The sequence below is a fragment of the Flavobacterium sp. MAHUQ-57 genome (genome assembly GCF_051908335.1).
Taxonomy (GTDB): Bacteria; Bacteroidota; Bacteroidia; order Flavobacteriales; family Flavobacteriaceae; genus Flavobacterium.
The window spans coordinates 672,759-697,626 of record NZ_JBPZTE010000007.1 but is presented as its reverse complement, the minus strand read 5'-3'; the positions used below and the strand labels follow the sequence as shown (position 1 = coordinate 697,626).

Below are 24,868 nucleotides of genomic sequence, written 5' to 3'. Positions count from 1 at the left end.
AGTTACCTTTGGTTCACTTTTTTTATAGATATGAAATACCTTATATTTTTACTATTGTTTGCATTTGGATTTTGTCAAAATGAAAAATCGACTTCAAGTGCCAATTACAAATTGCCTAATTATGACTCGATATCCAAACAGGCATTGCACTATTGTGTTAAAAATAAACTGCAGAAAAATTATTATTTATTGGTTGATCTGAATATTCATTCCGGTAAAAAGCGTTTTTTTATTTACGATTTTAATAAAAAAGCGATTATCAAATCATACATGGTGAGTCATGGTTGTGGAGATAATAAATGGAATAATACTTTTTCAAAAGATAATCCTAAAATCAGTAATGAATTTGATTCTCACTGTTCTTCTATAGGTAAATATATAATTGGTAAAAGAGGAACTAGTCAATGGGGTATTCGTGTTAAATATTTGTTGAAAGGAAAAGACAAAACGAATTCCAATGCTTTGGAAAGAGCGATTGTTTTGCATTCTTGGGAGGAAATTCCTAATGACGAAGTATATCCAGAAGGAACACCTGAGGGATGGGGTTGTCCAGCGGTTTCAAATGATGCAATGAAAGAAATTGATGCGAAATTGAAAAAGTCGGTAAAACCGGTTTTGTTATGGGTTATAAAAAGTTAAGGCTTCCAGATGGAAGCCTTTTTCTTTACTGTTTATTTTGCGTTAAATAATAGACGGGTATTCCTGCAAGCATAATCAATACGCCCCATCCGCAAGTATGGGTTCTATCAATTAATAACATTACACAGATGGCTGTAGCCACCAATATATATAGAGCAGGTAAAAAAGGATAAGCAAATGCTTTGTAAGGTCTTTCTACATCGGGCATTTTTCTGCGTAAGATGAAAATTCCGTAAATGGTAAGAATATAAAAAATGATTACAATTATCATTACGAAGTCTAATAAGTCACCGTATTTTCCAGTCAAACATAGAGCGGATGCCCAAATACATTGTATCCATAAACCCCATCCAGGTACGCTTGCTTTGTTTAAATTGGCTGCTTTTTTGAAGAATAAGCCATCTTTGGCCATAGTGTAATATACACGTGAACCAGCCATAATCAAACCGTTGTTGCAACCAAATGTTGAAATCATAATCATTACAGCTATGATGATTGTGCCCGTAGCCCCGAAAATATGTTCTGAGGCAACCACAGCAACTCTATCGGAAGGAGCAAAAGCAATTTCGTTCAGAGGCATAACGGCCAAATACATCACATTGGCTAAAACATAAATAACACTCACGATTAATGTTCCCAAGAAAAGGCTTAATCCTACATTGCGTTCCGGATTTTTAATTTCTCCCGAAATAAAAGTTACTCCATTCCAGGCATCACTCGAAAACAATGAGCCTACCATAGATGCTGCAATGGCAGATAATAATGTGAATCCTCCGATTTCAGTCCAAAGATTGGTGTCTTTACTAAAAGACTTTGCAGTCCATGCATTCGTCCAATTCGCATCCCAAATGTCACTTTTTGCAGCTAATACTAATCCGAAGATAATTAGTCCGAACAATGATGCAATTTTTGTAATAGTAAATATTTTTTGAATGATTTTTCCATTTTTAACCCCTCTACTGTTTATGTAGGTTAATAATATTATGGTAACTATGGAAACGAGTTGAGCGGCACTGAGTTTGAAGGATTCAGTGTCTATTAAGAAATTATTTTCACTAAACGATGGAATTAAATAGGCGGCAAATTTTGAAAAGGCAACGCCTACAGCTGCGATAGTTCCTGTTTGAATCACAGCAAAAAAACTCCATCCGTATAAGAAGGCAATTAATTTGTTATAGGCTTCTTTCAGATAGACGTATTGTCCACCAGCTTGTGGGAACATCGCACTCAATTCCCCGTAGCTTACTGCTGCAGTCATGGTAATCAATGCGGAAACAATCCAAATGAGTACCAACCATCCAGCACTTCCAATGTTTCTAATGATGTCTGCACTTACAATAAAGATACCCGAGCCAATCATTGATCCTACAACTAATAAAGTAGCATCCAATAAACCTAACTCGCGTTTAAAATGTTGTTTTTCGTCTTGCATAATTTTTGGGTTAGTTTGGATAAAGATATAAAAACTAATGTTTACAAGTGGTTTTTTTGTAACTTTAAGGATTAATCGATGTTGTCATGGAAACGAATAAAGAATACACAAACGGTGAAGTTACAATTGTTTGGAAGCCGCAGCTTTGTAGTCATTCTGCAAATTGTGCAAAGGGTCTAGCGAGTGTTTTTAGACCTAAAGAGAAGCCTTGGATTCATCCGCATGGTGCCACTTCCGAAGAAATAATGAATCAACTAGCAAAATGCCCTTCGGGAGCATTGTCTGGATACTATAACAACGAAAAAGAGGACAAGTAAATATGATTGAAAATGAATTGATTCTTAATCAAGAAAAAAAACGATTTGAATTAGAAGTTGAAGGTAAAGTTGCTTTTATTGAATTTATTCTGAGCAATGAAAATATTATTTTTTTAACGCATACTGAAGTGCCGAGAGAATTGGAAGGAAAGGGTGTCGGTTCTGCTATTGTTTCAAAGACGTTGGATTATATAAAGGAGAATGGCTATACTCTTGCCCCACTTTGTCCTTTTGTTGCTTCTTATATTAAACGCCATCCGGAACGAAAAGAGATTCTAGCTCATGGGTATAATGTGTAGTAAAACTCTTTACTAACAACTGTGACTGAATACTAAATTTCTATCTTTGTCAGATGAATGAAAATTTGAATCCGAATAAAGACCGTTTTACTCCTGAAGAAGTTGATATTGAAAAGGCATTGCGTCCTCTTTCTTTCGATGATTTTACAGGTCAGGATCAGGTACTGGAAAACTTAAAAATCTTTGTGCAGGCTGCTAATTTAAGAGGAGAAGCATTAGATCATACTTTGTTTCATGGCCCTCCCGGATTAGGAAAAACCACATTGGCGAATATTTTGGCGAATGAATTGGGGGTAAGTATCAAAATTACCTCTGGTCCTGTATTGGATAAACCGGGTGATTTAGCAGGATTGTTAACCAATCTTGATGAAAGGGATGTGTTGTTTATTGACGAAATTCATCGTTTAAGTCCAATCGTGGAAGAATATTTGTATTCGGCGATGGAGGATTTCAAAATCGATATCATGATTGAATCCGGACCTAATGCCCGAACAGTTCAAATCAACCTCAATCCGTTTACATTGGTTGGGGCAACAACACGTTCCGGATTATTGACTGCTCCCATGCGTGCCCGTTTCGGGATCCAATCAAGATTACAATATTATAATACCGAATTGTTGACTACCATTGTTCAACGAAGTTCTTCTATTTTAAGAATGCCAATTTCTATGGAAGCGGCTATTGAAATTGCTGGGCGCAGTCGAGGAACACCCAGAATTGCGAACGCATTGTTACGTCGTGTACGTGATTTTGCCCAGATCAAAGGGAACGGAAAAATTGATATTGAAATCGCCCGTTTTGCATTAAAGGCATTGCATGTTGATGCGCACGGATTGGATGAAATGGATAATAAAATCTTGACTACAATTATCGATAAGTTTAAAGGTGGGCCTGTTGGTTTGACTACTTTGGCAACCGCTGTTTCTGATAGTGGTGAAACTATAGAGGAGGTTTATGAGCCTTTTCTGATTCAGGAAGGTTTCATTATCCGAACGCCACGTGGTCGCGAAGTTACCGAGAAAGCATACAAGCATTTAGGAAGGGTAAGAGGTGCCAATCAAGGTGAATTATTTTAGGGCATTTCCCGCCTCCATGCTTCCGTTGGGTCGGGTCTTCCTCTTTATCTTTTTTCTCCCGATTGTTATCGGGTTTCAAAAAGGATGCCGCTTCAACCCCTAATGCAAATGAACACTAAAGAGAAATATTCGCATTTAATTAAAACCGAAGCCTTACGCCTCGGGTTTCTTTCTTGTGGTATATCCAAAGCAGGTTTTCTAGAGGAGGAAGCACCTCGTTTGGAAAATTGGCTGAACAAAAATAGACATGGCCAAATGTCGTATATGGAAAACCATTTCGATAAACGGCTTGATCCAAAATTGTTGGTTGACGATGCAAAAAGTGTTGTCTCCTTATTGTTGAGTTATTATCCTTCTGAAATACAAAATCTGGATTCCTATAAAATTTCAAAGTACGCTTACGGTCAGGATTATCATTTTGTAATCAAAGACAAACTCAAGGATTTACTGCGTTTTATTCAAACCGAAATCGGAGAGGTAAGTGGTAGGGTTTTTGTGGATTCGGCGCCGGTCTTAGATAAAGCTTGGGCGGCTAAATCAGGTTTGGGTTGGATAGGAAAAAATAGTAATCTTATTACAAAACAAGTTGGTTCTTTTTATTTTATCGCCGAATTGATTATAGATTTGGAATTGGAGTATGATCATGCGACGACCGATCATTGTGGCTCTTGCACAGCTTGCCTCGATGCCTGTCCTACGCAGGCTATTATTGCGCCGTATGTCGTTGATGGAAGTAAGTGTATTTCGTATTTCACAATTGAATTGAAGGATAATATTCCCAATGAAATGAAAGGTAAGTTCGACGATTGGATGTTTGGATGCGACGTCTGTCAGGATGTTTGTCCATGGAACCGGTTTTCACAACCACACAATGAGCCACTTTTTAATCCAAATCCAGAAATTTTATCTTTTTCCAAAAAGGATTGGCAGGAAATCACCGAAGAAACTTTTAGGGCGGTTTTCAAAAATTCGGCAGTAAAAAGAACAAAACTGGATGGTTTACAGAGAAATATAAGGTTTTTACAGATGGAGTGATTTTTAATAATGTTACATATCATTCCAAAAAATAACAAAAGAGTTTAAATGTGATATAAAGTTTGTTCTTAAAACTTTCCTACTTCGATTACATCTCATAACTTTGCAAGTTCCAATTATTCTAAATAAATATGGCAGACGATAAAAAACGCAGAGAAGCTTTACTATATCATGCAAAACCGCAACCCGGTAAAATAAAGGTAGTTCCTACTAAAAAATACGCCACACAGAGAGATTTGTCATTGGCGTATTCGCCAGGGGTGGCAGAACCGTGTATTGAAATCGCAAAAGATGTCAATAAAGTTTATAAATATACCGCTAAAGGAAATTTGGTGGCTGTAATTTCTAATGGTACTGCTGTTTTGGGATTGGGAGATATTGGTCCTGAGGCATCAAAACCAGTAATGGAAGGGAAAGCATTGTTGTTTAAAATTTTCTCGGATATTGATGTGTTTGACATTGAAGTGGATGCAACTGATATCGATAAATTTGTAGATACAGTTAAGGCGATTGCGCCAACTTTTGGAGGAATCAATTTAGAAGATATCAAGGCGCCTGAATCTTTCGAAATAGAGAAAAGACTGGTTGAAGAATTGGATATACCTGTAATGCATGATGACCAACATGGTACGGCAATCATTTCCTCGGCAGCATTATTAAATGCATTGGAATTAGCCGAAAAGAATGTCGATGAAATCAAGTTGGTAGTTTCTGGAGCTGGATCTGCTGCATTGGCGTGTGCCAACTTATATGTTTTGTTGGGGGTAAAACCGGAAAACGTCATGATGTTTGACGTAGATGGAATGTTGACCACAAGTAGATCTGATTTGTCAAATCTACAGAAAAGATATGCCAAAGAAGGAAATGCAAAAACTTTAGCAGAAGCACTCGTAGGTGCAGATATGTTTTTAGGACTTTCTGCGGGGAATATTTTAAAGCCGGAAATGTTATTGACAATGGCCAAAAACCCTATTGTTTTTGCTATGGCTAACCCGGTGCCAGAAATTGATTATAATTTAGCTGTGGCCACTCGTGATGATATCATCATGGCTACTGGCCGTTCCGATTATCCTAATCAGGTGAATAATGTTTTAGGATTTCCTTATATTTTCCGTGGTGCTTTGGATGTAAGAGCAACTAAAATTAACGAAGCAATGAAAATGGCTGCCGTGAAAGCTTTAGCTTCTCTTGCAAAACAATCAGTTCCGGAGCAAGTGAATATTGCTTATGGAGAAACCAAATTGAATTTCGGACGTGACTATATTATCCCTAAACCTTTTGATCCAAGATTAATTTCCGAAGTTGCCCCTGCAGTTGCAAAAGCAGCAATGGAAAGTGGTGTGGCATTAAACCCAATCACCGACTGGGAGCGATACAAAGATGAGTTGTTGGAACGTTTGGGTTCGGATAATAAAATGGTTCGTTTGTTAGCTAATCGTGCTAAAACAGCACCTAAGCGAGTGGTTTTTGCAGAAGCAGATCATTTGGATGTGCTAAAAGCAGCTCAGATTGTTCATGAAGAAGGTATTGGAATACCAGTCTTGTTGGGAAATCGAGAAATTATATTGGAATTAAAAGAAGAATTAGGTTTTGATGCCGAGGTTGAAATTTTAGACCCAAAAACCAAAGAAGAAGATGAACGTAGACTTCGTTTTGCGGAAACTTATTGGCAAGCACGTCGTCGTCGCGGAATTACACTTTTAGATGCACAGAAATGGATGCGTGAACGTAACTATTTTGCAGCTATGATGGTAAATGAAGGAGAAGCGGATGCTTTGGTAACAGGTTATTCACGCAGTTATCCTTCAGTGGTAAAACCAATGATGGAGTTGATTGGCAAGGCTCCTGGGGTAACCCGTATGGCTGCTGCTAATATGATGATGACACCACGTGGTCCCATGTTTCTTTCTGATACGGCAATCAATCCCAATCCATCTGCCGATGATCTAGCAAAAATTGCGTTGATGACCGCTAAGACAGCTAAATTGTTTGGTATTGAGCCGGTTATTGCTATGGTGTCTTTTTCCAATTTTGGATCTTCAAAAGACGAAAGTGCTGCCAAAGTTCGAGAAGCAGTTGCATATTTGCATAACTATTATCCTGATTTGATTGTTGATGGTGAGATTCAAACGGATTTTGCTTTGAACGCAGAAATGTTGAAAAGTAAATTCCCATTCTCTAAATTAGCTGGACATAAAGTAAATACCTTGGTTTTCCCTAACTTGGAATCAGCTAACATTACTTATAAAATGTTGAAAGAATTATACAAAGTAGATTCTATTGGTCCGATTATGTTGGGGATGGATAAGCCGGTGCATATTTTTCAATTGGGAGCGAGTGTAGAAGAAATGGTAAATATGGCGGCAGTGGCAGTTGTTGATGCTCAAGAAAAAGAAAAAAGACATAAAAACGCCAGAAAATAACCAGCAGATTCTTTATCGAGAAATCAAGTAGTTGAACTGAAAAATTGATGCTAATTAAAGAAAATTAGTATATTTGGAAGTTAACCAAACTAACTATGATTGCGCATATTCAAGGGAAATTAGTAGAGAAATCACCTACAGAAGTTGTAATTGACTGTAATGGAGTGGGTTACCTTGTTAATATTTCCTTACATACTTTCGGATTGTTGCCAAGTTCAGACTTTGTAAAGCTGTTTACCTGTCTTCTTGTGAAGGAAGATAGTCACACTCTGTATGGCTTTGTTGAAAAATCGGAAAGAGAAATTTTCAAATTGTTACTTTCTGTTTCTGGTATAGGTGCTAATACTGCCCGAACCATGCTCTCGTCATTGGAACCCAAGCAAATTATGAATGCAATCGCTTCGGGGGATGTTGCAACAATTCAATCGATTAAAGGAATTGGAGCCAAAACTGCACAAAGAGCCATTCTTGATTTAAAGGATAAAGTGTTAAAATTGTATGATATTCAGGAAGTTTCGTTACTTCCAAGCAATACAAATCGTGATGAAGCGTTATCTGCTTTGGAGGTTTTAGGTTTTGTTCGAAAAGCTTCCGAAAAAGTTGTAGATAAGATTATTGCAAACTCCCCAGATGCCAGCGTTGAAACTATAATAAAACAAGCCTTAAAAAATTTATAATCCTTGAAAAAGTATATTATTCACCCGGCCAAATTGTTTCATAAATTCAGTAGTTTTATACTGCTTTTCTTTGTTTCGTTTTCCGCTCTTGCTCAGGAAGAGCAGGATACCGTGAAAGGATATAATAAAGGAAAACTGGAAATGCCTAATCCCACAAGTATCCTAGAGGCTTATACTTATGATCCTACTACTGACCGTTATATTTATACCAAAACTTTTGAAGGTTTTAATATTGATTATCCTATTGTTTTAACCCCTGAAGAATACCAAAAATTAATTAGGAGAGAAGCCATCAGGGATTATTTTAAGAAGAAACAAGATGCAGTTGATGGTAAAAAGGAGGCGAGTAAAGATGCTAAGAAAGATTTGTTACCTAGATATTATGTAAATTCTAGTTTTTTTGAATCTATTTTTGGAGGAAACACTATAGATATCAAACCTACAGGTACTGTTGAAGTCGATCTAGGCGTTCGTTATTCAAAACAGGATAATCCTTCTTTTTCGCCAAGAAACCGAAGTACTTTTACATTCGATTTTGACCAACGTATCAGTTTAAGTATGCTGGGTCAAGTCGGGACAAAATTGAAAGTAAACACGAACTATGACACGGAGTCCACTTTTGCTTTTCAGAACTTAGTCAAGTTAGAATATACACCAACCGAAGATGATATTTTAAGAAAAATCGAAGTCGGTAATGTAAGTATGCCATTAAACAGTACATTGATTAGAGGTGCACAAAGTTTATTTGGTGTAAAAACTCAATTGCAATTTGGTAAAACTACTGTGACTGGGGTTTTTTCGGAACAAAAATCGCAAACTCGTACTGTTACTTCACAAGGCGGAGGATTGGTTCAAGAATTTGATTTGTTTGGTTTAGAATACGATTCAGATCGTCATTTTTTCCTTTCACAGTACTTCAGAAACCGATATGATGATGCACTTAAACAATATCCTATTATTGATTCCCGTGTTCAAATTACGAGAATAGAAGTTTGGATTACAAATAGACAAAACAGGATTACGACTAGTAATGATGGTAATAACATAAGAAATATTGTTGCACTTCAGGATTTAGGAGAGTCACAATTGAACGGAATTCCCGATTCTCAAGTTATTAGTACTGATACACAGTATTATCCTGATTTTTTTGTTAAACCATTTGACAGTCCTCCAAGCAATGAGAATAACTTAATGGACCCTGCAAAAATATCGCCTGAAGTAGTTACTTTTCCTAATACTTTACCTTCCGGAGAAAGTATATTAAATTTTAAAATTAGAGAGGTTTCAACAGCGAGTGGAGGTTTTAATGTTCCGACAAATACAAATCCTCCAAATCAAACTGTGTTCGCTGAGGGTGTTGACTATTCGAAATTAGAAAATGCTAGAAAATTAACGCCTAATGAATATACTTATCACCCTCAATTGGGTTATATTTCATTAAACCAGCGCTTAACTAACGATGAAGTATTGGCAGTTGCATACCAGTACACTATTGGGGGGGAAGATTATCAAGTTGGAGAGTTCGGTACCGATGGTATAGCTGCAACACAGGTTGATAATAATAACATACCATCGTCCAAAGCATTGATTTTGAAAATGCTAAAAGGAAATTTGACTAATGTGAATAAGCCAATTTGGAACTTAATGATGAAAAATGTTTATCAGATTCCTGGAGCTTACCAACTGGATCCTACTGATTTTAAATTTAACATCTTATATACAGATCCATCTCCATTAAATTACATTACACCAGTTGTTGGGTCAACTTTTCCGGCAGGTCCAACTGTTGAAAATGAAGTTGCAAATACTCCTTTGCTGAGAGTGTTTAATTTGGATAGATTGAATCCGACTAATGATCCTCAATTAAGAGGTGACGGTTTTTTTGATTTTATTCCTGGATTGACAGTTGATTCCCAAAATGCACGAATTATTTTTACTACCGTTGAGCCATTTGGTAAGCTGCTTTATGATAAACTATATGACCCCAGTTTTCCTTCAACGTATGGTGATGAAAATTCGTACAATCCGAATCAGAAAAAATATGTCTTTACAAGTTTGTATAAATCAACACAAGCAATTGCATTACAAGATAGTAATAAAAACAAGTTTCAGTTAAAAGGTAAATTTAAATCATCCGGAGGACAAGGAATTTCTCTTGGAGCGGCGAATGTACCGAGAGGTTCTGTAGTAGTTACGGCCGGAGGACGTGTCTTGCAGGAAGGTATTGATTACACTGTGAATTATCAGGCCGGTAGGGTTGAGATTCTTGATCCTTCACTACAGGCTTCAGGGATACCTATTAATGTTTCAGTTGAAAACAATGCAGTGTTCGGTCAGCAAACTAGAAGATTTGTTGGTTTGAATGTCGAACATAAATTCTCTGATAAGTTTCAAGTGGGCGCTACTGTTTTGAATTTATCGGAAAGGCCGTTTACTCAAAAAACGAATTACGGGCAGGAATCTGTGAACAATACTATTTTTGGTGCTAATGTAAATTTTTCAACTGAAGTGCCGTTTTTTACCAGATTGGTGAATAAATTACCTAATATTGATACCGATGTCCCTTCAAATTTTTCATTCCGTGGTGAAGTAGCGGTTTTGAAACCAAGCACGCCGAAAGCGGACCGTTTCGAAGGAGAATCTACGGTTTATGTAGATGATTTTGAAGGTTCTCAGTCAACAATTGATATGAAATCGCCTTTGGCGTGGTCTTTGTCGAGTGTGCCAACAGGATTTGGTGGGGAATATATTGAAGATGAATTAAGATACGGTTATAAACGTGCAAAATTTTCATGGTATACTATTGACCCCATATTTTATACAGCACAACGCCCCGCAGGGTTGAGTGATAATGATATTTCAAGATATGACACCAGAAGAATTTACAGCCGAGAATTATATCCTGTAACCGATATTGCAGCAGGTGAAACAACAGTGATCAACACGCTTGATTTGACCTATTATCCAACAGAGCGTGGGCCGTATAATTATGAGACATCTTCTATTAATAATACATTATCAAATCCTCAGGATAATTTCGGAGGGATAATGCGTCCAATCACTTCCACCAACTTTGAACAGTCAAATGTGGAGTATATTCAATTCTGGGTTCAGGATCCTTATTTTGAAATCGGTAGCGCCATTAGCAATACCAATACAGGGAAATTGACCTTCCATTTAGGCGAAATTTCGGAGGATGTGTTAAAAGATAGTAAAAAATTATATGAAAACGGATTGCCTGTTCCCGGTTCTAGTCAGGCAGTTTATGATACGAACTGGGGTAAAGTTCCCGCTTCTCAATCTTTGATATATGCATTTGATTCCGATGCTGCAAATAGAAATCGTCAAGACGTTGGTCTAAATGGTTTGAATGATTCAGAAGAAGCTTTGAAACATCCCGAATTCGCAAGTGATCCAGATCCGTCTCAAGATAATTATGAGTACTTTTTAAGTGCTTCTGGTTCAATTACTGATAGATACAAACGCTATAATGGAAATGAGGGCAACTCTCCTGTTGAAGTGACCGATACTAACCGTGGTTCGGTAACCACTCCAGATGTTGAAGATATCAACAGAGATAATACCATGAATACGATTGAGGCATACTATAAATTTACGGTTGATATCAAACCGGATATGAAAGTAGGTGATTTGTATGTTACTGATGTTAGGGAAGGAACTGAAACCATGGCAAATGGTACTACTGTTCCAACAAGATGGGTTCAGTTTAAAATACCGATTGATGTGAATGGTCCGAAAGAAGGTGGGATTTCTGATTTACGTTCCATTCGCTTCATGCGAATGTTGATGCATGGTTTTACAGATAAAGTTACCTTGCGTTTTGGTTCTTTAGACCTTGTAAGAGGTGAATTCAGAAAGTATTTATCATCATTACAGCCAGATGTCGACGATGCACCGGATAATGATTCAACGGGATTTGATGTAATTGGGGTAAATTTAGAAGAGAATACCGAAAGACATCCTATTCGCTATGTTACTCCGCCTGGTGTTCAGCGTGAACAAATGAATAATAATAATACCGTTATAAATCAAAATGAACAGTCTTTGTCTGTGCGTATTTACGATAAAGATAATCCGTTAATGGGAATAAAAGGATTAGAAGGAGGTGACTTAAGAGGCGCTTTTAAAAATGTGAACGTGGATATGCGTCAGTATAAAAAACTGAAAATGTTTATACATGCAGAGGCACTTTCTAGCGACGTTGTTAATAATGATGTTGCTGTTTTAAACCGATTGGCAGATAAGAAAATGTATGGTTTTTTACGTTTTGGTAATGACTTTACTAATAATTTCTACCAAGTGGAAATTCCGTTGAAAATAACCGAGTTCACAGCTTTACAAGTTGAAGGAGATAATCCGGTTGAAAACCCATCTTTAATTTGGCCAGAAGAAAATGAAATTGATCTGAAATTGAATTTACTTTCAAAAATTAAGGCAGCTAGTTTGAAAGCTAGTCCAACTGATCCAAACTTTGATGAAAACGGAATTTATTACATAGAGGAAGATGGATTACGTATCGGTATCAAAGGAAATCCTAATATTGGTTTGGTAAGAACAATGATGTTAGGTGTAAAGAACGGCAATCCAAATGAAGACCAATATATAAGAGGTGAGGTTTGGTTTAACGAGTTGCGTTTGGCTGATATGGATAGTGAAGGAGGTATGGCAGCTATTGCAAGTATGGATACTAATTTTGCCGATTTTATGACAGTTTCAGCAACAGGACGTATGAGTACAATAGGCTTTGGAGGAATTGAACAAAGTCCGAATGAAAGAAGTCGTGAAGATGCCCTAGTGTATGATATTGTTACTAATGTCAATCTAGGTAAATTATTGCCCAAAAAATGGGGAATTAATTTGCCTTTTAACTATGCGGTAGGTGAACAAATTATAACACCTGAATATGATCCTTTATACCAGGATTTGAAGTTGAAAGATGTTTTAAATGCGGCTGATACTGAGGCAGAAAAAGAAGCTATCAAGAAAAGATCTCAAGATTTTACTAAACGAAAAAGTATCAATTTTATAGGTGTTAAAAAGGAAAGAGGATCTGAACAAAAGCAACATTTCTACGATCCTGAAAACCTTACTTTGTCTTATTCTTTTAACGAAGTAGAGCATAGGGATTTTGAAATTGAGGGTATGTTGGATCAACAGGTTAGAACTTCTGTTGATTATGCATATACTTTTAAATCAAAACCTATAGAGCCTTTTAAGAATTCTAAATTCATGAAAAAAAGCAGTTATTGGAAAATGTTGAGCGATTTCAATTTTAATTATCTTCCTTCAAGTGTTAATTTTAGTTCATCTATTTTGCGTCAGTTTAATAAGCAAGAATTTAGAGATGTTGATGTCGTCGGAATTGGATTAGATCCTTTGTATAAACGTAATTTTCTTTTTAATTACAATTACGGATTTAATTACAGCCTTACGAAATCATTGCGCTTAAATTATACAGCAACTACAGGTAATATTGTGCGTAATTATTTAGACGAATTCAATCAGCAAGATCCAGATTTTACAATTTGGGACGACTATTGGAATATTGGTACACCAAATCAACATAATCAACAATTAACCGTTAATTATGAATTACCTATCAACAAACTTCCTTTTTTAGCGTTTGTAAAGTCGGATTATACCTATACTGGAGATTATTCTTGGACACGTGCTTCCATTCAAGCTCAGAATTTTAACGGCTTTAATCTTGGAAATACGATACAAAATGCCAGTTCGCATAAATTGAATTCAGCGTTCAATATGACTACTTTTTATAAATATATCGGATTGATAAAAAGAGCAGAAAAGGCTAAAAATCCAAAGCCGGTTCCGCCAGTCCCAGCACCAAAACCTGGAGAGAAAGTAGTAGCAAAACCTAAAGCTAAGGAAATTAAGCCTAATATTTGGATGGATGGTTTAATCGGTGTGGCGACAAGTATTAAAAATATTCAGATTAATTATACCGAAACGAACGGTACCCAGTTGCCTGGTTATTTACCATCTATTGGTTTTCTTGGATCTTCGAGACCTTCACTCGGATTTGTTTTCGGACTACAGGATGATGTACGCTACGAAGCGGCCAAAAGAGGGTGGTTGACGAATTATCCAGAATTCAATCAAAACTTTACACAAATCAATAATAAACAAATAACAGGAACGGCCAATTTAGAACCATTCCCGGATTTGAAAATTGATTTGACAGCCGATCGTACCATAGCAGAAAATTTCTCTGAACAATACGATGCAGTTGGAGGAGTATACAATGCACGTTCGCCATACAATTATGGTAACTTTTCTATTACAACGAATTTAATCAGTACATCTTTTTCACAAAGTGATGAGTTGTATTCTGAAGCTTTCCAGGAATTTAGAGATAACCGAATTAAAATTGCAAATCGTTTGGCAGAACAGCATTATGGAAATAATATCCCTAGATATGGAGATGTAAATAATCCAATTCCTTCATCAACAGATCCAAATTATGCTTTTTATTTGGCTAATGAAGGATATCCGATTGGATATGGGAAAAATAATCAAGCGGTTTTGCTTCCAGCTTTTATGGCTGCATATACTGGGGGAAGTGCCTCAGGGGTTTCTTTGGATGCTTTCAGAAATTTCCCGATACCAAACTGGACAGTGAAATACACAGGACTTATGCGTTATAAGTTCTTTAAAGATAAATTCAAACGCTTCTCAATTCAACATGGATACAAAGCTGCGTATACTTTGAATTCTTTCCGTTCCAATTTTGAATACGACAAAAATCCGACCGGACAGGATAATAATGGAGTGGGTAATTTCTACAATAAAACCATTATTGCTAATGTGAATTTAACTGAACAATTCAGTCCCTTAGTTCGTTTGGATTTTGAAATGAAAAATTCGGTTAAGATTTTGGCCGAGATGAAAAAAGACCGAACTCTATCTTTAAGTTTTGATAATAATTTGTTGACAGAAATGAGAGGAACAGAATACGTTATCGGTTTGGGGTATCGTATCAAGGATGTGAAAATTAAATCTAGTTTAGCAGATAATCCAACAGGTGTCGTTAAAAGTGATATTAATTTGAGAGCCGATTTGTCGTATAGAAATAATAAAACGATTGTACGTAATATCGATTATAATAACAATCAGTTAGGAGGAGGACAGAATTTAATCTCTGCAAAACTTACAGGAGATTATAATTTCAGTAAAAACCTGACAGCCTTGTTCTATTTTGATTATTCGTTCTCAAGAGCGGTAATTTCTACGTCATTCCCTTTAACTAATATACGTTCAGGGTTTACGTTACGATATAATTTTGGTAACTAATGAAAGATTAACAATAAAAATAAACTTGTGAAATAGTAGCAATTTTAATCTATTAATTTTACATTTGTTCGAAATTTAATACACTAAAAAAATGAACATACCAACTAACTTAAAGTACACAAAAGATCACGAATGGGTAAGCATTGAAGGCGATATTGCTACTGTCGGAATTACCGATTTTGCCCAAAAAGAATTAGGAGATATTGTTTATGTTGAAGTAGATACTTTGGATCAAACTTTAAGTAAAGACGAAGTTTTCGGAACAGTTGAAGCCGTTAAGACCGTTTCAGATTTGTTTTTGCCGTTATCTGGTGAAATAGTAGAATTCAATGACGAATTGGAATCGAATCCGGAAACTGTAAACACAGATCCGTACGGAGCAGCTTGGATGATTAAAGTGAAAATTTCTGATGCTTCAGAAATTGACTCATTACTTTCAAGTGATGATTATAAAGCGCTTATTGGCGCCTAGTCAAAAATCGTTTTGGATTGCCCTTTTTTGGACTCTTTTGATTTTTTATCTGAGTTTTAAAAGTCCTTCGGCAATTTCAAAAATTGATTTTTTCCTGGCTGATAAATTGGTTCATTTTAGCTTTTATTTTGGTTTTGTCTTTTTGTGGTATCATTATTTTTATTACAAAAACAAAACTAAGTTGATTGATAAAATAGTATTGGTTGTATTGGCAATTGCCATGGGAATTATCATAGAGTTCATGCAAGGTCATTTTACCACTACAAGACAAGCGGATGTTTTTGACGCGCTTGCAAATTCATTAGGAGCTTTTTTCGGTATTTTGACAGCCGGTATGCTTTTAAAAAAAATAGATACAGAATAAAATTCTTGAAAAAGGATCCTGCTTCGGCAGGATTTTTTTATTTTTATACTCAATAAATTCTTCAAAAAATGGATATCAAGCAATATTTGGATTCGACATATTTAAAAACGGCTGATCAGGCTAATCTGAGCGAAAGTGAAAATCGGGAAGTAGTTCGTAAAGCTATTCAAGAAGCTATAGATGAAGAGTTTAAATTGATTATGATTCGTCCTGATATGGTAAAAATGGCCAAAGAGATGATTCTTAATGCAAATTCTAAATTAGTCATTGGAACAGTTATAGATTTTCCAGAAGGGAAATCAACGTTGGAAGAAAAATTGAATGAAGCCCAAAGAGCCATTGATGATAAAGCCGATGAGTTGGATTATGTGATCAATTATGAGGCTTTTAAAAGAGGAGAAGTGCATCAAATAAAAGAGGAAATACTGTCTTGTACTCGGTTAGGATTGTTGAATCACAAGGTAGTTAAATTTATTATTGAGGTAGCAGCTTTAACCGATGATCAGATTATTCAATTGTCTTCTCTAATTAAAAATACAATTGTTGGGAATTTTTCCGAAAAGGACTATCATAACGTGTTTGTGAAATCGTCGACTGGTTTTTATAAAACAAAAGATGGGATGCCAAATGGGGCTACTATACCTACAATCACTTTGATGCTTGAAAACTCGCATCCGCTTCCGGTTAAAGCGGCTGGAGGCGTGCGTACGTTAGAAGAAGCATTGGAAATGATTAGTTTGGGTGTCAAAAGAATTGGAACATCATCAGCAAAAAACATTGCAGATGGCGATGTAGCTAACGAAAACTATTAATCGATGAAGTATTTCTTCTATTTGATACTTCTTGTATCGCAGTGTGGTCTTTCGCAAATCAATAATTCTGAAAAATTTCCTGTTTTTCCAGGCTGTCAAAACTCCTTGAATCAAGATCTTGAAAATTGTTTTTACAATCAAATCCAAGATTTTGTCTATACAAACTTTCAAATTCCTGAAGTTGTAAAGCAAAAAGAGTTTAAAGGTAAAGTGATCACGCTCTTTGAAGTGGATTCGACAGGTGTCTTTAAAGTACAATATGTAGATGCTATGTATGTGGAATTGGCCGATGAAACGAAAAGAGTTTTTTCATTGTTGCCTAAAATTGAACCTGCTACCTACAATGGAAAACCTACGTATGCGAAATACAGTATGCAGATTGCAATTCCGTTACAAAGCGCAGCGGATTTGGAGCAACAAAAAAGACAAAATTCGATATTGAATTCAACGGATGCTGGATTGAAAGGGGAAAATGCTGAATTCGAAAATGTTACAAAAGAGTATGTCGAATTTATCAATCCTCACTTAGCCAGTAATCTTAATGTCCCTTTTTCACATAGCTTTTATTCTCAGTTTGATGATGAGATGAATCAGGTGGGAACGAATAGTCATACAGGTTCTAAGCCTTTTACTTATGCGGAGGTTTCTAAGTATTATAATTTGAATGAAGCGTATAAAAAAATAGAATTGAGTAAATCAAGTTGGTTGGGAAGGAAATTATTCAATGAAAACTTAGTAGCAATTCAAGGTAAAGACTATTGGTTTACCATGAATCCTATCTTAGATTTACGCTTAGGGAAAGCGGATCCCAGTGCCGAAAGTTATACGTTTGTGAATACACGTGCTATACAGATTCAAGGAGGTTTGGGTAGTCAGTTTAATTTTACTGCTAGTGTTTTTGAAAGCCAAGGTGTTTTTGCGGATTATTACAATCGGTATGCAACTTCTATTAGACCGGCAGGAGGAAATCCAGCAATTATTCCGGGTATTGGTATTGCAAAAGGATTTAAGGATACTAATTTTGATTTTCCGTCAGCTGATGCTAATATCACTTATGCACCTAGTAAGTTTTTTAATCTTCAATTAGGGTATAGTCGGAATTTTATTGGAGATGGCTATCGCTCACTTTTACAAGGAGATGGAGCTAGTCCGTATCCTTTCTTTAAAATCAATACGACTTTTTGGAAAATTAAATACACCAACACGTATATGTGGTTGAAGGATGTTCGAGATGATGTTACTGTTGAGCGTACTTATGCGACAAAATTTATGGCAAACCACTATTTGAGTTGGAATGTCAGCAAGAAATGGAATTTAGGTTTCTTTGAGTCGGTAGTTTGGGCAAATACAAACGATAGAGGTTTTGATTTGAGCTTTGTGAATCCCGTTATTTTCTTTAGATCGGTTGAGTTTACTTCTTCTTCCAGAAGCGGTAATGCTGTTTTGGGTCTGACTTCTAAATTTAAGTGGAACAACTCGATTAATTTATATGGACAATTCCTGTTGGATGAATTCTCTTTGGGCGATATTAAAGCAGGAGAAAAAAGTTGGCGAAATAAATACGGTTACCAATTGGGAGCAAAATATTATAATGCATTTGGTGTGCCCAATCTTTTTCTTCAAGCCGAGTATAATAGGGTAAGGCCTTACACTTATGCGCATAGTAATCCTTTAACGAATTATGGGCATAATAACCAGAGTATGGGACACAATTGGGGTTCTAACTTTAATGAGTTGACAGGTATTGCGCGTTATACTAAAGGGAGATTGTTTGCTAACTTGCAGTTGAGTGTTGGTGTACGTGGTTTGGATTTTGATTCGGTTTCAGATGATTTGAATTATGGGTCAAATATTTACAAGGATTATGATGATGACAGGGCTTTTGAAAAAGGCGTGGAAGTAGGGCAAGGGAATAATACAAAGGTGTTTCTTGCGGATTTTCAGGCAGGTTATTTGGTTAATCCTCAAACCAATTTGAAGGTTTTTGGAAATGTATTATATAGAAGTTTATCGCCAGAGGTTGATACAGCATCAGTTTTTAAAGAAAATACAACATGGTTCAGTGTTGGATTGAGAGCTGATGTGTTCAACTGGTATTTTGATTATTAAAATAGATGAAAGTACTATTGATGTCATTGCTGATATTGTTTACTAATTACGATCAGCTTAAAAACGAGTTGAAACAATTTAAAGAAAGTAGCAAAAAGGAATATGTTGTAAGTGCAAACAAAGCAGAGGTGTTAAAAAAAACTGGAAAAAGGTTTACGAAAGATTTCACCGATAAAATACTGCCGGAATGGTACTCTACTCCATGGACATTTACGGGTCATACTGAAAAACCGAAAGTTGGAAGTGTTGCTTGTGGGTATTTTGTTTCGACAACGTTGAGAGATGCAGGGTTTAATCTAAATCGGTTCAAATTAGCACAGATGGCGCCTTATGATGAGGCGAAGACAATTGCTTGCGGTGATTCGGTTAAGGTGTTTGCGAATTTTAATAAGACCAAATTTATTGCAGAGATGCAAAATTATGAAGACGGGTTGTATTTTGTAGGCTTGGATTTTCATGTTGGATTTATACTAAAATCTTCAGACCAAATTTATTTTATTCATTCGAATTATATCGGTAAAGTTGGGGTAATGAAAGAAGCTGTTGCAGATTCTAAAGCGATTGAAAGTGAATCGTACTATATTTGTTCGATTTCTAACAATAAGAAATTGATGCGAAAATGGCTTTTGAGTGAAAAAATCAACTACTAATTAATTTTGAGTAAGCAGTTGAGTTGATTAATTGATCTTAGAATTTGCCTTCTTTGTTTGTTATTTTTAATTAATGGTGTCTAAATTTGATTTTTACCATCGCTTCTTCCTATCTTTGCACCGATTTTTAAACTAATTGCCTTGAGCACTTCACAACCGTCATTTACACTAAAATCTGTATTTGTTGATTTCAAAGAAATTACCAAAGCAGGTCTTGCCATTAGCGTGGTTTTTTCTTCAATTGCTGGGTACTTATTGGGTGTGGATGAATTTGGTTCTCATGAAATCAAGATTTTAATCATGTTGGCCTTAGGAGGTTATTGTATGGTTGGTGCTTCCAATGCTTATAATCAAATCATAGAACGTGATTTGGATAAGTTAATGGACAGAACCAAAAACAGGCCAATTCCTTCAGGTAGAATGTCAGTGAGAGCAGCATTTGTCATTGCAACATTGCTTACTTTGGCAGGAATCGTAATTCTTTATAATATCAACGAGAAATCAGCCATGTTTGGCGCGATTTCAATTTTTTTATACACAAGTGTATATACGCCTTTAAAAACTAAAACGCCATTGGCGGTTTTTGTTGGAGCATTTCCTGGAGCTATTCCATTTATGTTGGGGTGGGTTGCTGCTACTGGTGAATTCGGAATCGAAGCAGGTACTTTGTTTTTAATTCAGTTTTTTTGGCAATTCCCTCATTTTTGGGCCATAGGTTGGTTTTTGTTTGAAGACTATAAAAAAGGTGGTTTTTTTATGTTGCCTACCGGAAATAGGGATAAAGCAACTGCGATGCAAGTGATGTTGTATACATTGTGGTTGGTGGTGGCTTCAATCTTGCCATCATTTGGGTATACCGGACAGATATATTTAACAAAGGTTTCGACTGTAATTGTTTTGTTGCTCGGTATTTGGATGTTGTACTATGCTATGAGGTTGTATAAGTTTCAAAGTGATAAATCGGCTAAAAGTCTGATGTTAGTGAGTGTTTCATACATATCATTGCTTCAGTTAGTATATATATTGGATAAATTTTTGAGATAATATGGAAATGACCATTCAGGAGGAAAAGATAAGAAAAGAACGTTCGGCGAAATTATTATTGTACTTCGCAATTGTGAGTATGTTTATGATGTTTGCTGGACTTACAAGTGCTTATTTGGTGAGTGCTTCCCGTAAAGACTGGAATCATGAAATGCATTTACCACCAGCATTTACGATTAGTACCTTGTTGATTTTTGTAAGTAGTTTTACGATTCATTTTGCACTGCGCGCAATGAAATTTGACGACAGGAATAAAACAACGATGTTATTGTGGGTAACAATGGTGCTGGGTATAGCTTTTGTTTTCTTTCAATTTAAGGGTTTTGGCGAGTTGGTAGCGCAAGGGTTTTTCTTTACAGGAAGCGGTAGTTCTATTACGGCAACTTTTTTATATATTTTGACCGTTTTGCATCTAGCGCACCTATTTGCGGGATTAATTTCGCTTTTAATCATAATTTATAATCATTATAAACAAAAATATAATGCTTCGCAAACCCTTGGTATAGAGCTTGGTGCAATATTTTGGCATTTTCTCGATATTTTGTGGATATTATTGTTTTTGTTTTTATATTTCGTGTAAAAATAAAAAAACGTAAATTTGACAACTTTTTAATATTATTTCTATGGCAACGACAGTTACTACAAGTACTGAAGGTAAAGTTTGGGGCGGCGGAAACGAACCAATGGGAGTAAGCTACGGTAAAATGATGATGTGGTTTTTCATCGTATCGGATGCTTTAACTTTTTCGGGATTCCTTGCTGCTTACGGTTTTTCAAGATTTAAATTTATTGAAACTTGGCCTTTGGCCGATGAAGTTTTCACGCACTTCCCTTTTATGCATGGTGTTGCTGCACCTATGTATTATGTAGCGTTGATGACGTTTATTCTGATTTTCTCTTCTGTAACTATGGTATTAGCTGTGGATGCAGGACATCAAATGGATAAAAAGAAAGTTACGTTATACATGTTTCTGACTATTATCGGAGGTTTAATCTTCGTTGGTTCACAAGCATGGGAGTGGAAAAACTTTATTAAAGGTGAACATGGTGCAATTGAAACGCATGGTGGTTCATTGTTACAGTTTGTTAAAGAAGATAAAGCCCATCCTGGAAAATATGTTAGAGTAAGTTTGGGAGAATTTGCTTCTACTACAGCTGAAGAAAGAGTTCAACACAAACGTAGTAACGGATTATGGTTTACAGATGAAGCTTCTTTGACTTCGGTATCTGTTAATCAGGTTGTAGAAGGTTTCAAGGCAAATGAAGCTATTTTAGTGCGTTCAGAAAAAATTGACGCTAAGAATAAATCAAAAGTAGTTTTGTCAAGAGAAGAGTCTTTGGAATTAGTTGAAAACGCTAAATATGTTGTAGAGGGAGCTAACTTAAAACGTAATGAATACGGAAACAGATTGTTTGCAGATTTCTTCTTCTTCATTACAGGATTCCACGGTTTCCACGTATTTTCTGGTGTAGTAATTAATATTATCATTTTCTTAAATGTTTTATTGGGTACTTATGAGAGAAGAGGAAGCTATGAAATGGTTGAAAAAGTTGGTTTATACTGGCACTTTGTCGATTTAGTGTGGGTATTCGTATTTACATTCTTCTATTTAGTGTAATTTAAAAGTTTAAAGTATTATGGGACACGCACACGAATCAAACGTAGGTAGAATCTGGAAAGTTTTTGGAATTTTATCTGTTATCACAATAGTAGAGGTTGCTTTGGGTATCTACAAGCCACACAGTTTACACTTTACAAACTTCTTAGGAATGAATTTGTTGAACTGGATTTTCATCATTTTAACAATTGCGAAAGCATACGGAATTATGTGGGCTTTCATGCACCTTGAAGGTGAAGCAGCAACGCTTCGTTGGTCTATTGTTGGGCCGCTAGTATTTTTGATTATCTATTTGGTTTTCATTTTATTGGTTGAAGCAGACTATATTTATGAGATTTTTAAAAATTCAACGATTAAGTGGAATTTTTAACAACATATTAATTCAATTTAAATCCCGATTCGTCGGGATTTTTTTATTTTTGTACTCTCTAATACACTCTTTTCTGATGCAGAAAAAAATAATCTTACTTGTCCTTTTAGCTTTGCCCATTATAATCTATATGATTTTTGCCTCGGCAACGCACAATCAGCTTTTTTTACCTACGATTTCTAAAAATAATTTAGAATTACCACAATGGAAAAGTATTGATGGAAAACCAGTAGTGCTGAAAAATAAAATTACAGTATTAGGTTTTTTGGGAGACAATGTCAAAAAAAATCAAGGCAATGTCTTTAATCTAAACCAAAAAATTTATGATAAATATGTTGGATTTAAAGATTTTCAAGTAGTTTTTGTGGCTCAGGAAGGAACAGAGGCGCAAGTGGAAGAATTGCTTGATAAATTGGCTGCATTCACTGATAATATGTCGGGATACAAAATTGTTTTTGCTAAGCCAATTGAAATTCAAACGTTTTATGATTCTTTTGATTTGGTAAATAAATTAGATGGCAATTTGAGTACATCACAAGTGATTATTTTAGACAAAGACAAAAACCACAGAGGTAGAAAAGGAAAAAATAAAGCCGGAAAAGAGGAATACAGAGAAGGGTACAATACAACTTCTGCGGCCGATTTACATAATGAAATGACCGATGATGTAAAAATCTTATTAAGAGAATACCGATTGGCGCTAAAACGTAATAAATCCAAACAAGATTTTCGTCTTCACGAAAAAAAATAGACATGAAAAATAAATCATACATAGGAATGTCATTTGTGATTCTGGTTTTCGGAATCATTTTTATACCAAAAATTGTATCTCGTATTAAAAACAATGACGTGGTTAAAGGAGATCGATTGAACAGAGTTGAAGCCGATGGCTCTATTAAAAGTGATTTGTATACCATTGGTAAAGCGCCAAAATTCAATCTTACAAATCAGAAAGGGGAATCTGTAACCAACGATTTTTATAGCGGAAAAGTATATGTGGTCGAGTTTTTCTTTTCCACTTGTCCAACGATTTGTCCGATTATGAATAAAAACATGAAATTTGTGCAAGAAAGCTTTGCTTCTAATGCCAATTTCGGAATTGCCTCAATTACAATCAATCCTGAAACGGATACACCAGCAACCTTAAAAGCTCATGCGGAAACTATTGGAGCTAAAGGTATGAATTGGAATTTCTTGACAGGCGATCAAAAAGCTATTTATGAAATTGCTCAAAAAGGTTTCAATATGTATGTAGGACAAAACAAAAAAGTAGCTGGTGGTTTCGAACATTCCGGCCTATTTGCACTTGTTGATAAAGAAGGAAATATTCGCTGCCGTAAAGACGATTTTGGTAATCCGATCGTTTACTATGACGGGTTGAAAGAAGAAGGAGTTAAACAAATAAAACAAGATATCTCAAAATTATTAGCTGAATAATGGAAAATTCTACAGAAAAAAAATACAACGTTTGGATTACAATTTTATCAATTGCCATTCCATTGGTAGTGGCTATATTGTTTAAAGTGAAATTAAAGGATTTCGGTGTTGATGTGAAACCATTGTCTTTTTTGCCGCCTATTTATGCAACAATTAATGGAATTACGGCTGTTGTGTTGGTTTGGGCTGTAGTGGCTATAAAAAACGGCAATAGAAATTTACATGAGACTTTAATGAAGACTGCAATTGGTTTGTCAGTTGCTTTTCTTGGAATGTATGTGGCTTATCATATGACGGCAGAGGCGACAAAATATGGAGGAGAAGGAGTTATGAAAGCAATTTATTTCTTCATTTTAATTACCCATATTACATTGTCAATTGTGATTATCCCAATGGTGTTAGTAACTTACGTTCGTGCACTTGCAGAGCGTTTCGATAAACATAAAAAATTAGCTAAAATTACTTTTCCAATTTGGTTGTATGTGGCTGTTACTGGAGTTGTTGTGTATTTAATGATTTCGCCGTATTATGCTCACTAAAAGTAAAAATGTTTCTTTATGTATTGCTTTTTTGCTGATTTCTGTTGTGTCCAATGCGCAATGCGCCATGTGCAGAGCTTCATTGGAAAGTTCTGGCGATACAAGTCAAGGAGAAGCAGTAAATGACGGCATAGTCTATTTAATGGCCATTCCGTATATATTGGTCGCAATTATGGCGTACGTTATCTATAGAATGTACACCAAGAAAAAGGAAGAGTAATA

22 protein-coding genes are annotated in these 24,868 nt (G+C 35.7%); 21 read left to right on the top strand and 1 reads right to left on the bottom strand.

Features of this window, described 5'->3' with window-relative positions; translation table 11 throughout:
* The first annotated feature begins 30 nt into the window (after nt 1–30).
* Nucleotides 31–639, top strand: a complete 609-nt coding sequence (locus tag ACS8MM_RS11195) for a murein L,D-transpeptidase catalytic domain-containing protein (RefSeq protein WP_379716791.1) — start codon at nt 31–33, stop codon at nt 637–639.
* 25 nt (nt 640–664) lie between these two features.
* Here ACS8MM_RS11195 and ACS8MM_RS11190 read toward each other — a convergent pair whose 3' ends face one another.
* Complete coding sequence (locus tag ACS8MM_RS11190; protein ID WP_379716788.1) at nt 665–2,071, bottom strand: APC family permease; 1,407 nt, start codon at nt 2,069–2,071, stop codon at nt 665–667.
* Between the two features lie 86 nt (nt 2,072–2,157).
* On the opposite strand from ACS8MM_RS11190, the gene ACS8MM_RS11185 reads away from it, so the two are divergent.
* From ACS8MM_RS11185 to ACS8MM_RS11090, 20 genes are all read left to right on the top strand, one after another.
* Complete coding sequence (locus tag ACS8MM_RS11185; protein ID WP_379716785.1) at nt 2,158–2,388, top strand: (4Fe-4S)-binding protein; 231 nt, start codon at nt 2,158–2,160, stop codon at nt 2,386–2,388.
* A gap of 2 nt (nt 2,389–2,390) precedes the next feature.
* A complete protein-coding gene (locus ACS8MM_RS11180) occupies nt 2,391–2,687 on the top strand; it encodes a GNAT family N-acetyltransferase (RefSeq protein WP_379716782.1) in 297 nt (98 codons plus the stop codon).
* A 53-nt stretch (nt 2,688–2,740) separates the two neighbouring features.
* Nucleotides 2,741–3,763 (top strand): Holliday junction branch migration DNA helicase RuvB, encoded by a 1,023-nt coding sequence (ruvB, locus tag ACS8MM_RS11175; RefSeq protein WP_379716778.1) that lies wholly within the window; start codon nt 2,741–2,743, stop codon nt 3,761–3,763.
* Nucleotides 3,764–3,865: 102 nt separating this feature from the next.
* Nucleotides 3,866–4,798 carry a tRNA epoxyqueuosine(34) reductase QueG gene (queG, locus tag ACS8MM_RS11170; RefSeq protein ID WP_379716775.1) on the top strand — a complete coding sequence of 311 codons (933 nt, stop codon included), beginning with the start codon at nt 3,866–3,868 and terminating at the stop codon, nt 4,796–4,798.
* A gap of 131 nt (nt 4,799–4,929) precedes the next feature.
* The gene (locus ACS8MM_RS11165; protein ID WP_379716772.1) at nt 4,930–7,221 is read left to right on the top strand and encodes an NADP-dependent malic enzyme; all 2,292 of its coding nucleotides are present in this window, start codon (nt 4,930–4,932) and stop codon (nt 7,219–7,221) included.
* 95 nt (nt 7,222–7,316) lie between these two features.
* Complete coding sequence (gene ruvA / locus ACS8MM_RS11160) at nt 7,317–7,898, top strand: Holliday junction branch migration protein RuvA (RefSeq protein WP_379716769.1); 582 nt, start codon at nt 7,317–7,319, stop codon at nt 7,896–7,898.
* A 3-nt stretch (nt 7,899–7,901) separates the two neighbouring features.
* Nucleotides 7,902–15,230 (top strand): cell surface protein SprA, encoded by a 7,329-nt coding sequence (gene sprA / locus ACS8MM_RS11155; protein WP_379716766.1) that lies wholly within the window; start codon nt 7,902–7,904, stop codon nt 15,228–15,230.
* Between the two features lie 91 nt (nt 15,231–15,321).
* The gene (gene gcvH, locus ACS8MM_RS11150; protein WP_379716764.1) at nt 15,322–15,702 is read left to right on the top strand and encodes a glycine cleavage system protein GcvH; all 381 of its coding nucleotides are present in this window, start codon (nt 15,322–15,324) and stop codon (nt 15,700–15,702) included.
* Nucleotides 15,641–16,066: a VanZ family protein gene (locus ACS8MM_RS11145; RefSeq protein WP_379716762.1), complete on the top strand. Its 426-nt coding sequence runs from the start codon at nt 15,641–15,643 to the stop codon at nt 16,064–16,066. The genes gcvH and ACS8MM_RS11145 overlap by 62 nt, the downstream gene beginning before the upstream one ends.
* 68 nt (nt 16,067–16,134) lie before the next feature.
* Nucleotides 16,135–16,878: a deoxyribose-phosphate aldolase gene (deoC, locus tag ACS8MM_RS11140; RefSeq protein ID WP_379716759.1), complete on the top strand. Its 744-nt coding sequence runs from the start codon at nt 16,135–16,137 to the stop codon at nt 16,876–16,878.
* Between the two features lie 3 nt (nt 16,879–16,881).
* Nucleotides 16,882–18,987, top strand: a complete 2,106-nt coding sequence (locus ACS8MM_RS11135; RefSeq protein WP_379716756.1) for a gliding motility protein RemB — start codon at nt 16,882–16,884, stop codon at nt 18,985–18,987.
* 5 nt (nt 18,988–18,992) lie between these two features.
* On the top strand, nt 18,993–19,637 hold the full coding sequence (locus ACS8MM_RS11130; protein WP_379716753.1) for a hypothetical protein: 645 nt from the start codon (nt 18,993–18,995) through the stop codon (nt 19,635–19,637).
* A gap of 141 nt (nt 19,638–19,778) precedes the next feature.
* Nucleotides 19,779–20,681: a heme o synthase gene (cyoE, locus tag ACS8MM_RS11125; RefSeq protein WP_379716750.1), complete on the top strand. Its 903-nt coding sequence runs from the start codon at nt 19,779–19,781 to the stop codon at nt 20,679–20,681.
* A 1-nt stretch (nt 20,682) separates the two neighbouring features.
* A complete protein-coding gene (locus ACS8MM_RS11120; protein ID WP_379716747.1) occupies nt 20,683–21,261 on the top strand; it encodes a cytochrome c oxidase subunit 3 in 579 nt (192 codons plus the stop codon).
* Between the two features lie 43 nt (nt 21,262–21,304).
* A complete protein-coding gene (locus tag ACS8MM_RS11115) occupies nt 21,305–22,300 on the top strand; it encodes a cytochrome c oxidase subunit 3 (protein WP_379716745.1) in 996 nt (331 codons plus the stop codon).
* Between the two features lie 19 nt (nt 22,301–22,319).
* The gene (locus tag ACS8MM_RS11110; protein WP_379716742.1) at nt 22,320–22,670 is read left to right on the top strand and encodes a cytochrome C oxidase subunit IV family protein; all 351 of its coding nucleotides are present in this window, start codon (nt 22,320–22,322) and stop codon (nt 22,668–22,670) included.
* A gap of 76 nt (nt 22,671–22,746) precedes the next feature.
* On the top strand, nt 22,747–23,421 hold the full coding sequence (locus tag ACS8MM_RS11105; RefSeq protein WP_379716739.1) for a hypothetical protein: 675 nt from the start codon (nt 22,747–22,749) through the stop codon (nt 23,419–23,421).
* Between the two features lie 2 nt (nt 23,422–23,423).
* The gene (locus ACS8MM_RS11100; protein WP_379716736.1) at nt 23,424–24,107 is read left to right on the top strand and encodes an SCO family protein; all 684 of its coding nucleotides are present in this window, start codon (nt 23,424–23,426) and stop codon (nt 24,105–24,107) included.
* Entirely contained in the window at nt 24,107–24,646 is a 540-nt protein-coding gene (locus ACS8MM_RS11095; RefSeq protein ID WP_379716733.1) for a DUF420 domain-containing protein, read from the top strand. The genes ACS8MM_RS11100 and ACS8MM_RS11095 overlap by 1 nt, the downstream gene beginning before the upstream one ends.
* Nucleotides 24,636–24,866, top strand: a complete 231-nt coding sequence (locus ACS8MM_RS11090; protein WP_379716730.1) for a hypothetical protein — start codon at nt 24,636–24,638, stop codon at nt 24,864–24,866. Before ACS8MM_RS11095 ends, ACS8MM_RS11090 begins: the two co-directional genes overlap by 11 nt.
* The last annotated feature ends 2 nt before the right edge of the window (nt 24,867–24,868 follow it).

Coding starts and splice junctions, on each gene's coding strand:
- ACS8MM_RS11195 (WP_379716791.1), top strand. CDS start 31: ATGAAATACCTTATATTTTTACTATTGTTTGCATTTGGATTTTGTCAA.
- ACS8MM_RS11190 (WP_379716788.1), bottom strand. CDS start 2,071: ATGCAAGACGAAAAACAACATTTTAAACGCGAGTTAGGTTTATTGGAT.
- ACS8MM_RS11185 (WP_379716785.1), top strand. CDS start 2,158: ATGGAAACGAATAAAGAATACACAAACGGTGAAGTTACAATTGTTTGG.
- ACS8MM_RS11180 (WP_379716782.1), top strand. CDS start 2,391: ATGATTGAAAATGAATTGATTCTTAATCAAGAAAAAAAACGATTTGAA.
- ruvB (WP_379716778.1), top strand. CDS start 2,741: ATGAATGAAAATTTGAATCCGAATAAAGACCGTTTTACTCCTGAAGAA.
- queG (WP_379716775.1), top strand. CDS start 3,866: ATGCAAATGAACACTAAAGAGAAATATTCGCATTTAATTAAAACCGAA.
- ACS8MM_RS11165 (WP_379716772.1), top strand. CDS start 4,930: ATGGCAGACGATAAAAAACGCAGAGAAGCTTTACTATATCATGCAAAA.
- ruvA (WP_379716769.1), top strand. CDS start 7,317: ATGATTGCGCATATTCAAGGGAAATTAGTAGAGAAATCACCTACAGAA.
- gcvH (WP_379716764.1), top strand. CDS start 15,322: ATGAACATACCAACTAACTTAAAGTACACAAAAGATCACGAATGGGTA.
- ACS8MM_RS11145 (WP_379716762.1), top strand. CDS start 15,641: ATGCTTCAGAAATTGACTCATTACTTTCAAGTGATGATTATAAAGCGC.
- deoC (WP_379716759.1), top strand. CDS start 16,135: ATGGATATCAAGCAATATTTGGATTCGACATATTTAAAAACGGCTGAT.
- ACS8MM_RS11135 (WP_379716756.1), top strand. CDS start 16,882: ATGAAGTATTTCTTCTATTTGATACTTCTTGTATCGCAGTGTGGTCTT.
- ACS8MM_RS11130 (WP_379716753.1), top strand. CDS start 18,993: ATGAAAGTACTATTGATGTCATTGCTGATATTGTTTACTAATTACGAT.
- ACS8MM_RS11120 (WP_379716747.1), top strand. CDS start 20,683: ATGGAAATGACCATTCAGGAGGAAAAGATAAGAAAAGAACGTTCGGCG.
- ACS8MM_RS11115 (WP_379716745.1), top strand. CDS start 21,305: ATGGCAACGACAGTTACTACAAGTACTGAAGGTAAAGTTTGGGGCGGC.
- ACS8MM_RS11110 (WP_379716742.1), top strand. CDS start 22,320: ATGGGACACGCACACGAATCAAACGTAGGTAGAATCTGGAAAGTTTTT.
- ACS8MM_RS11105 (WP_379716739.1), top strand. CDS start 22,747: ATGCAGAAAAAAATAATCTTACTTGTCCTTTTAGCTTTGCCCATTATA.
- ACS8MM_RS11100 (WP_379716736.1), top strand. CDS start 23,424: ATGAAAAATAAATCATACATAGGAATGTCATTTGTGATTCTGGTTTTC.
- ACS8MM_RS11095 (WP_379716733.1), top strand. CDS start 24,107: ATGGAAAATTCTACAGAAAAAAAATACAACGTTTGGATTACAATTTTA.
- ACS8MM_RS11090 (WP_379716730.1), top strand. CDS start 24,636: ATGCTCACTAAAAGTAAAAATGTTTCTTTATGTATTGCTTTTTTGCTG.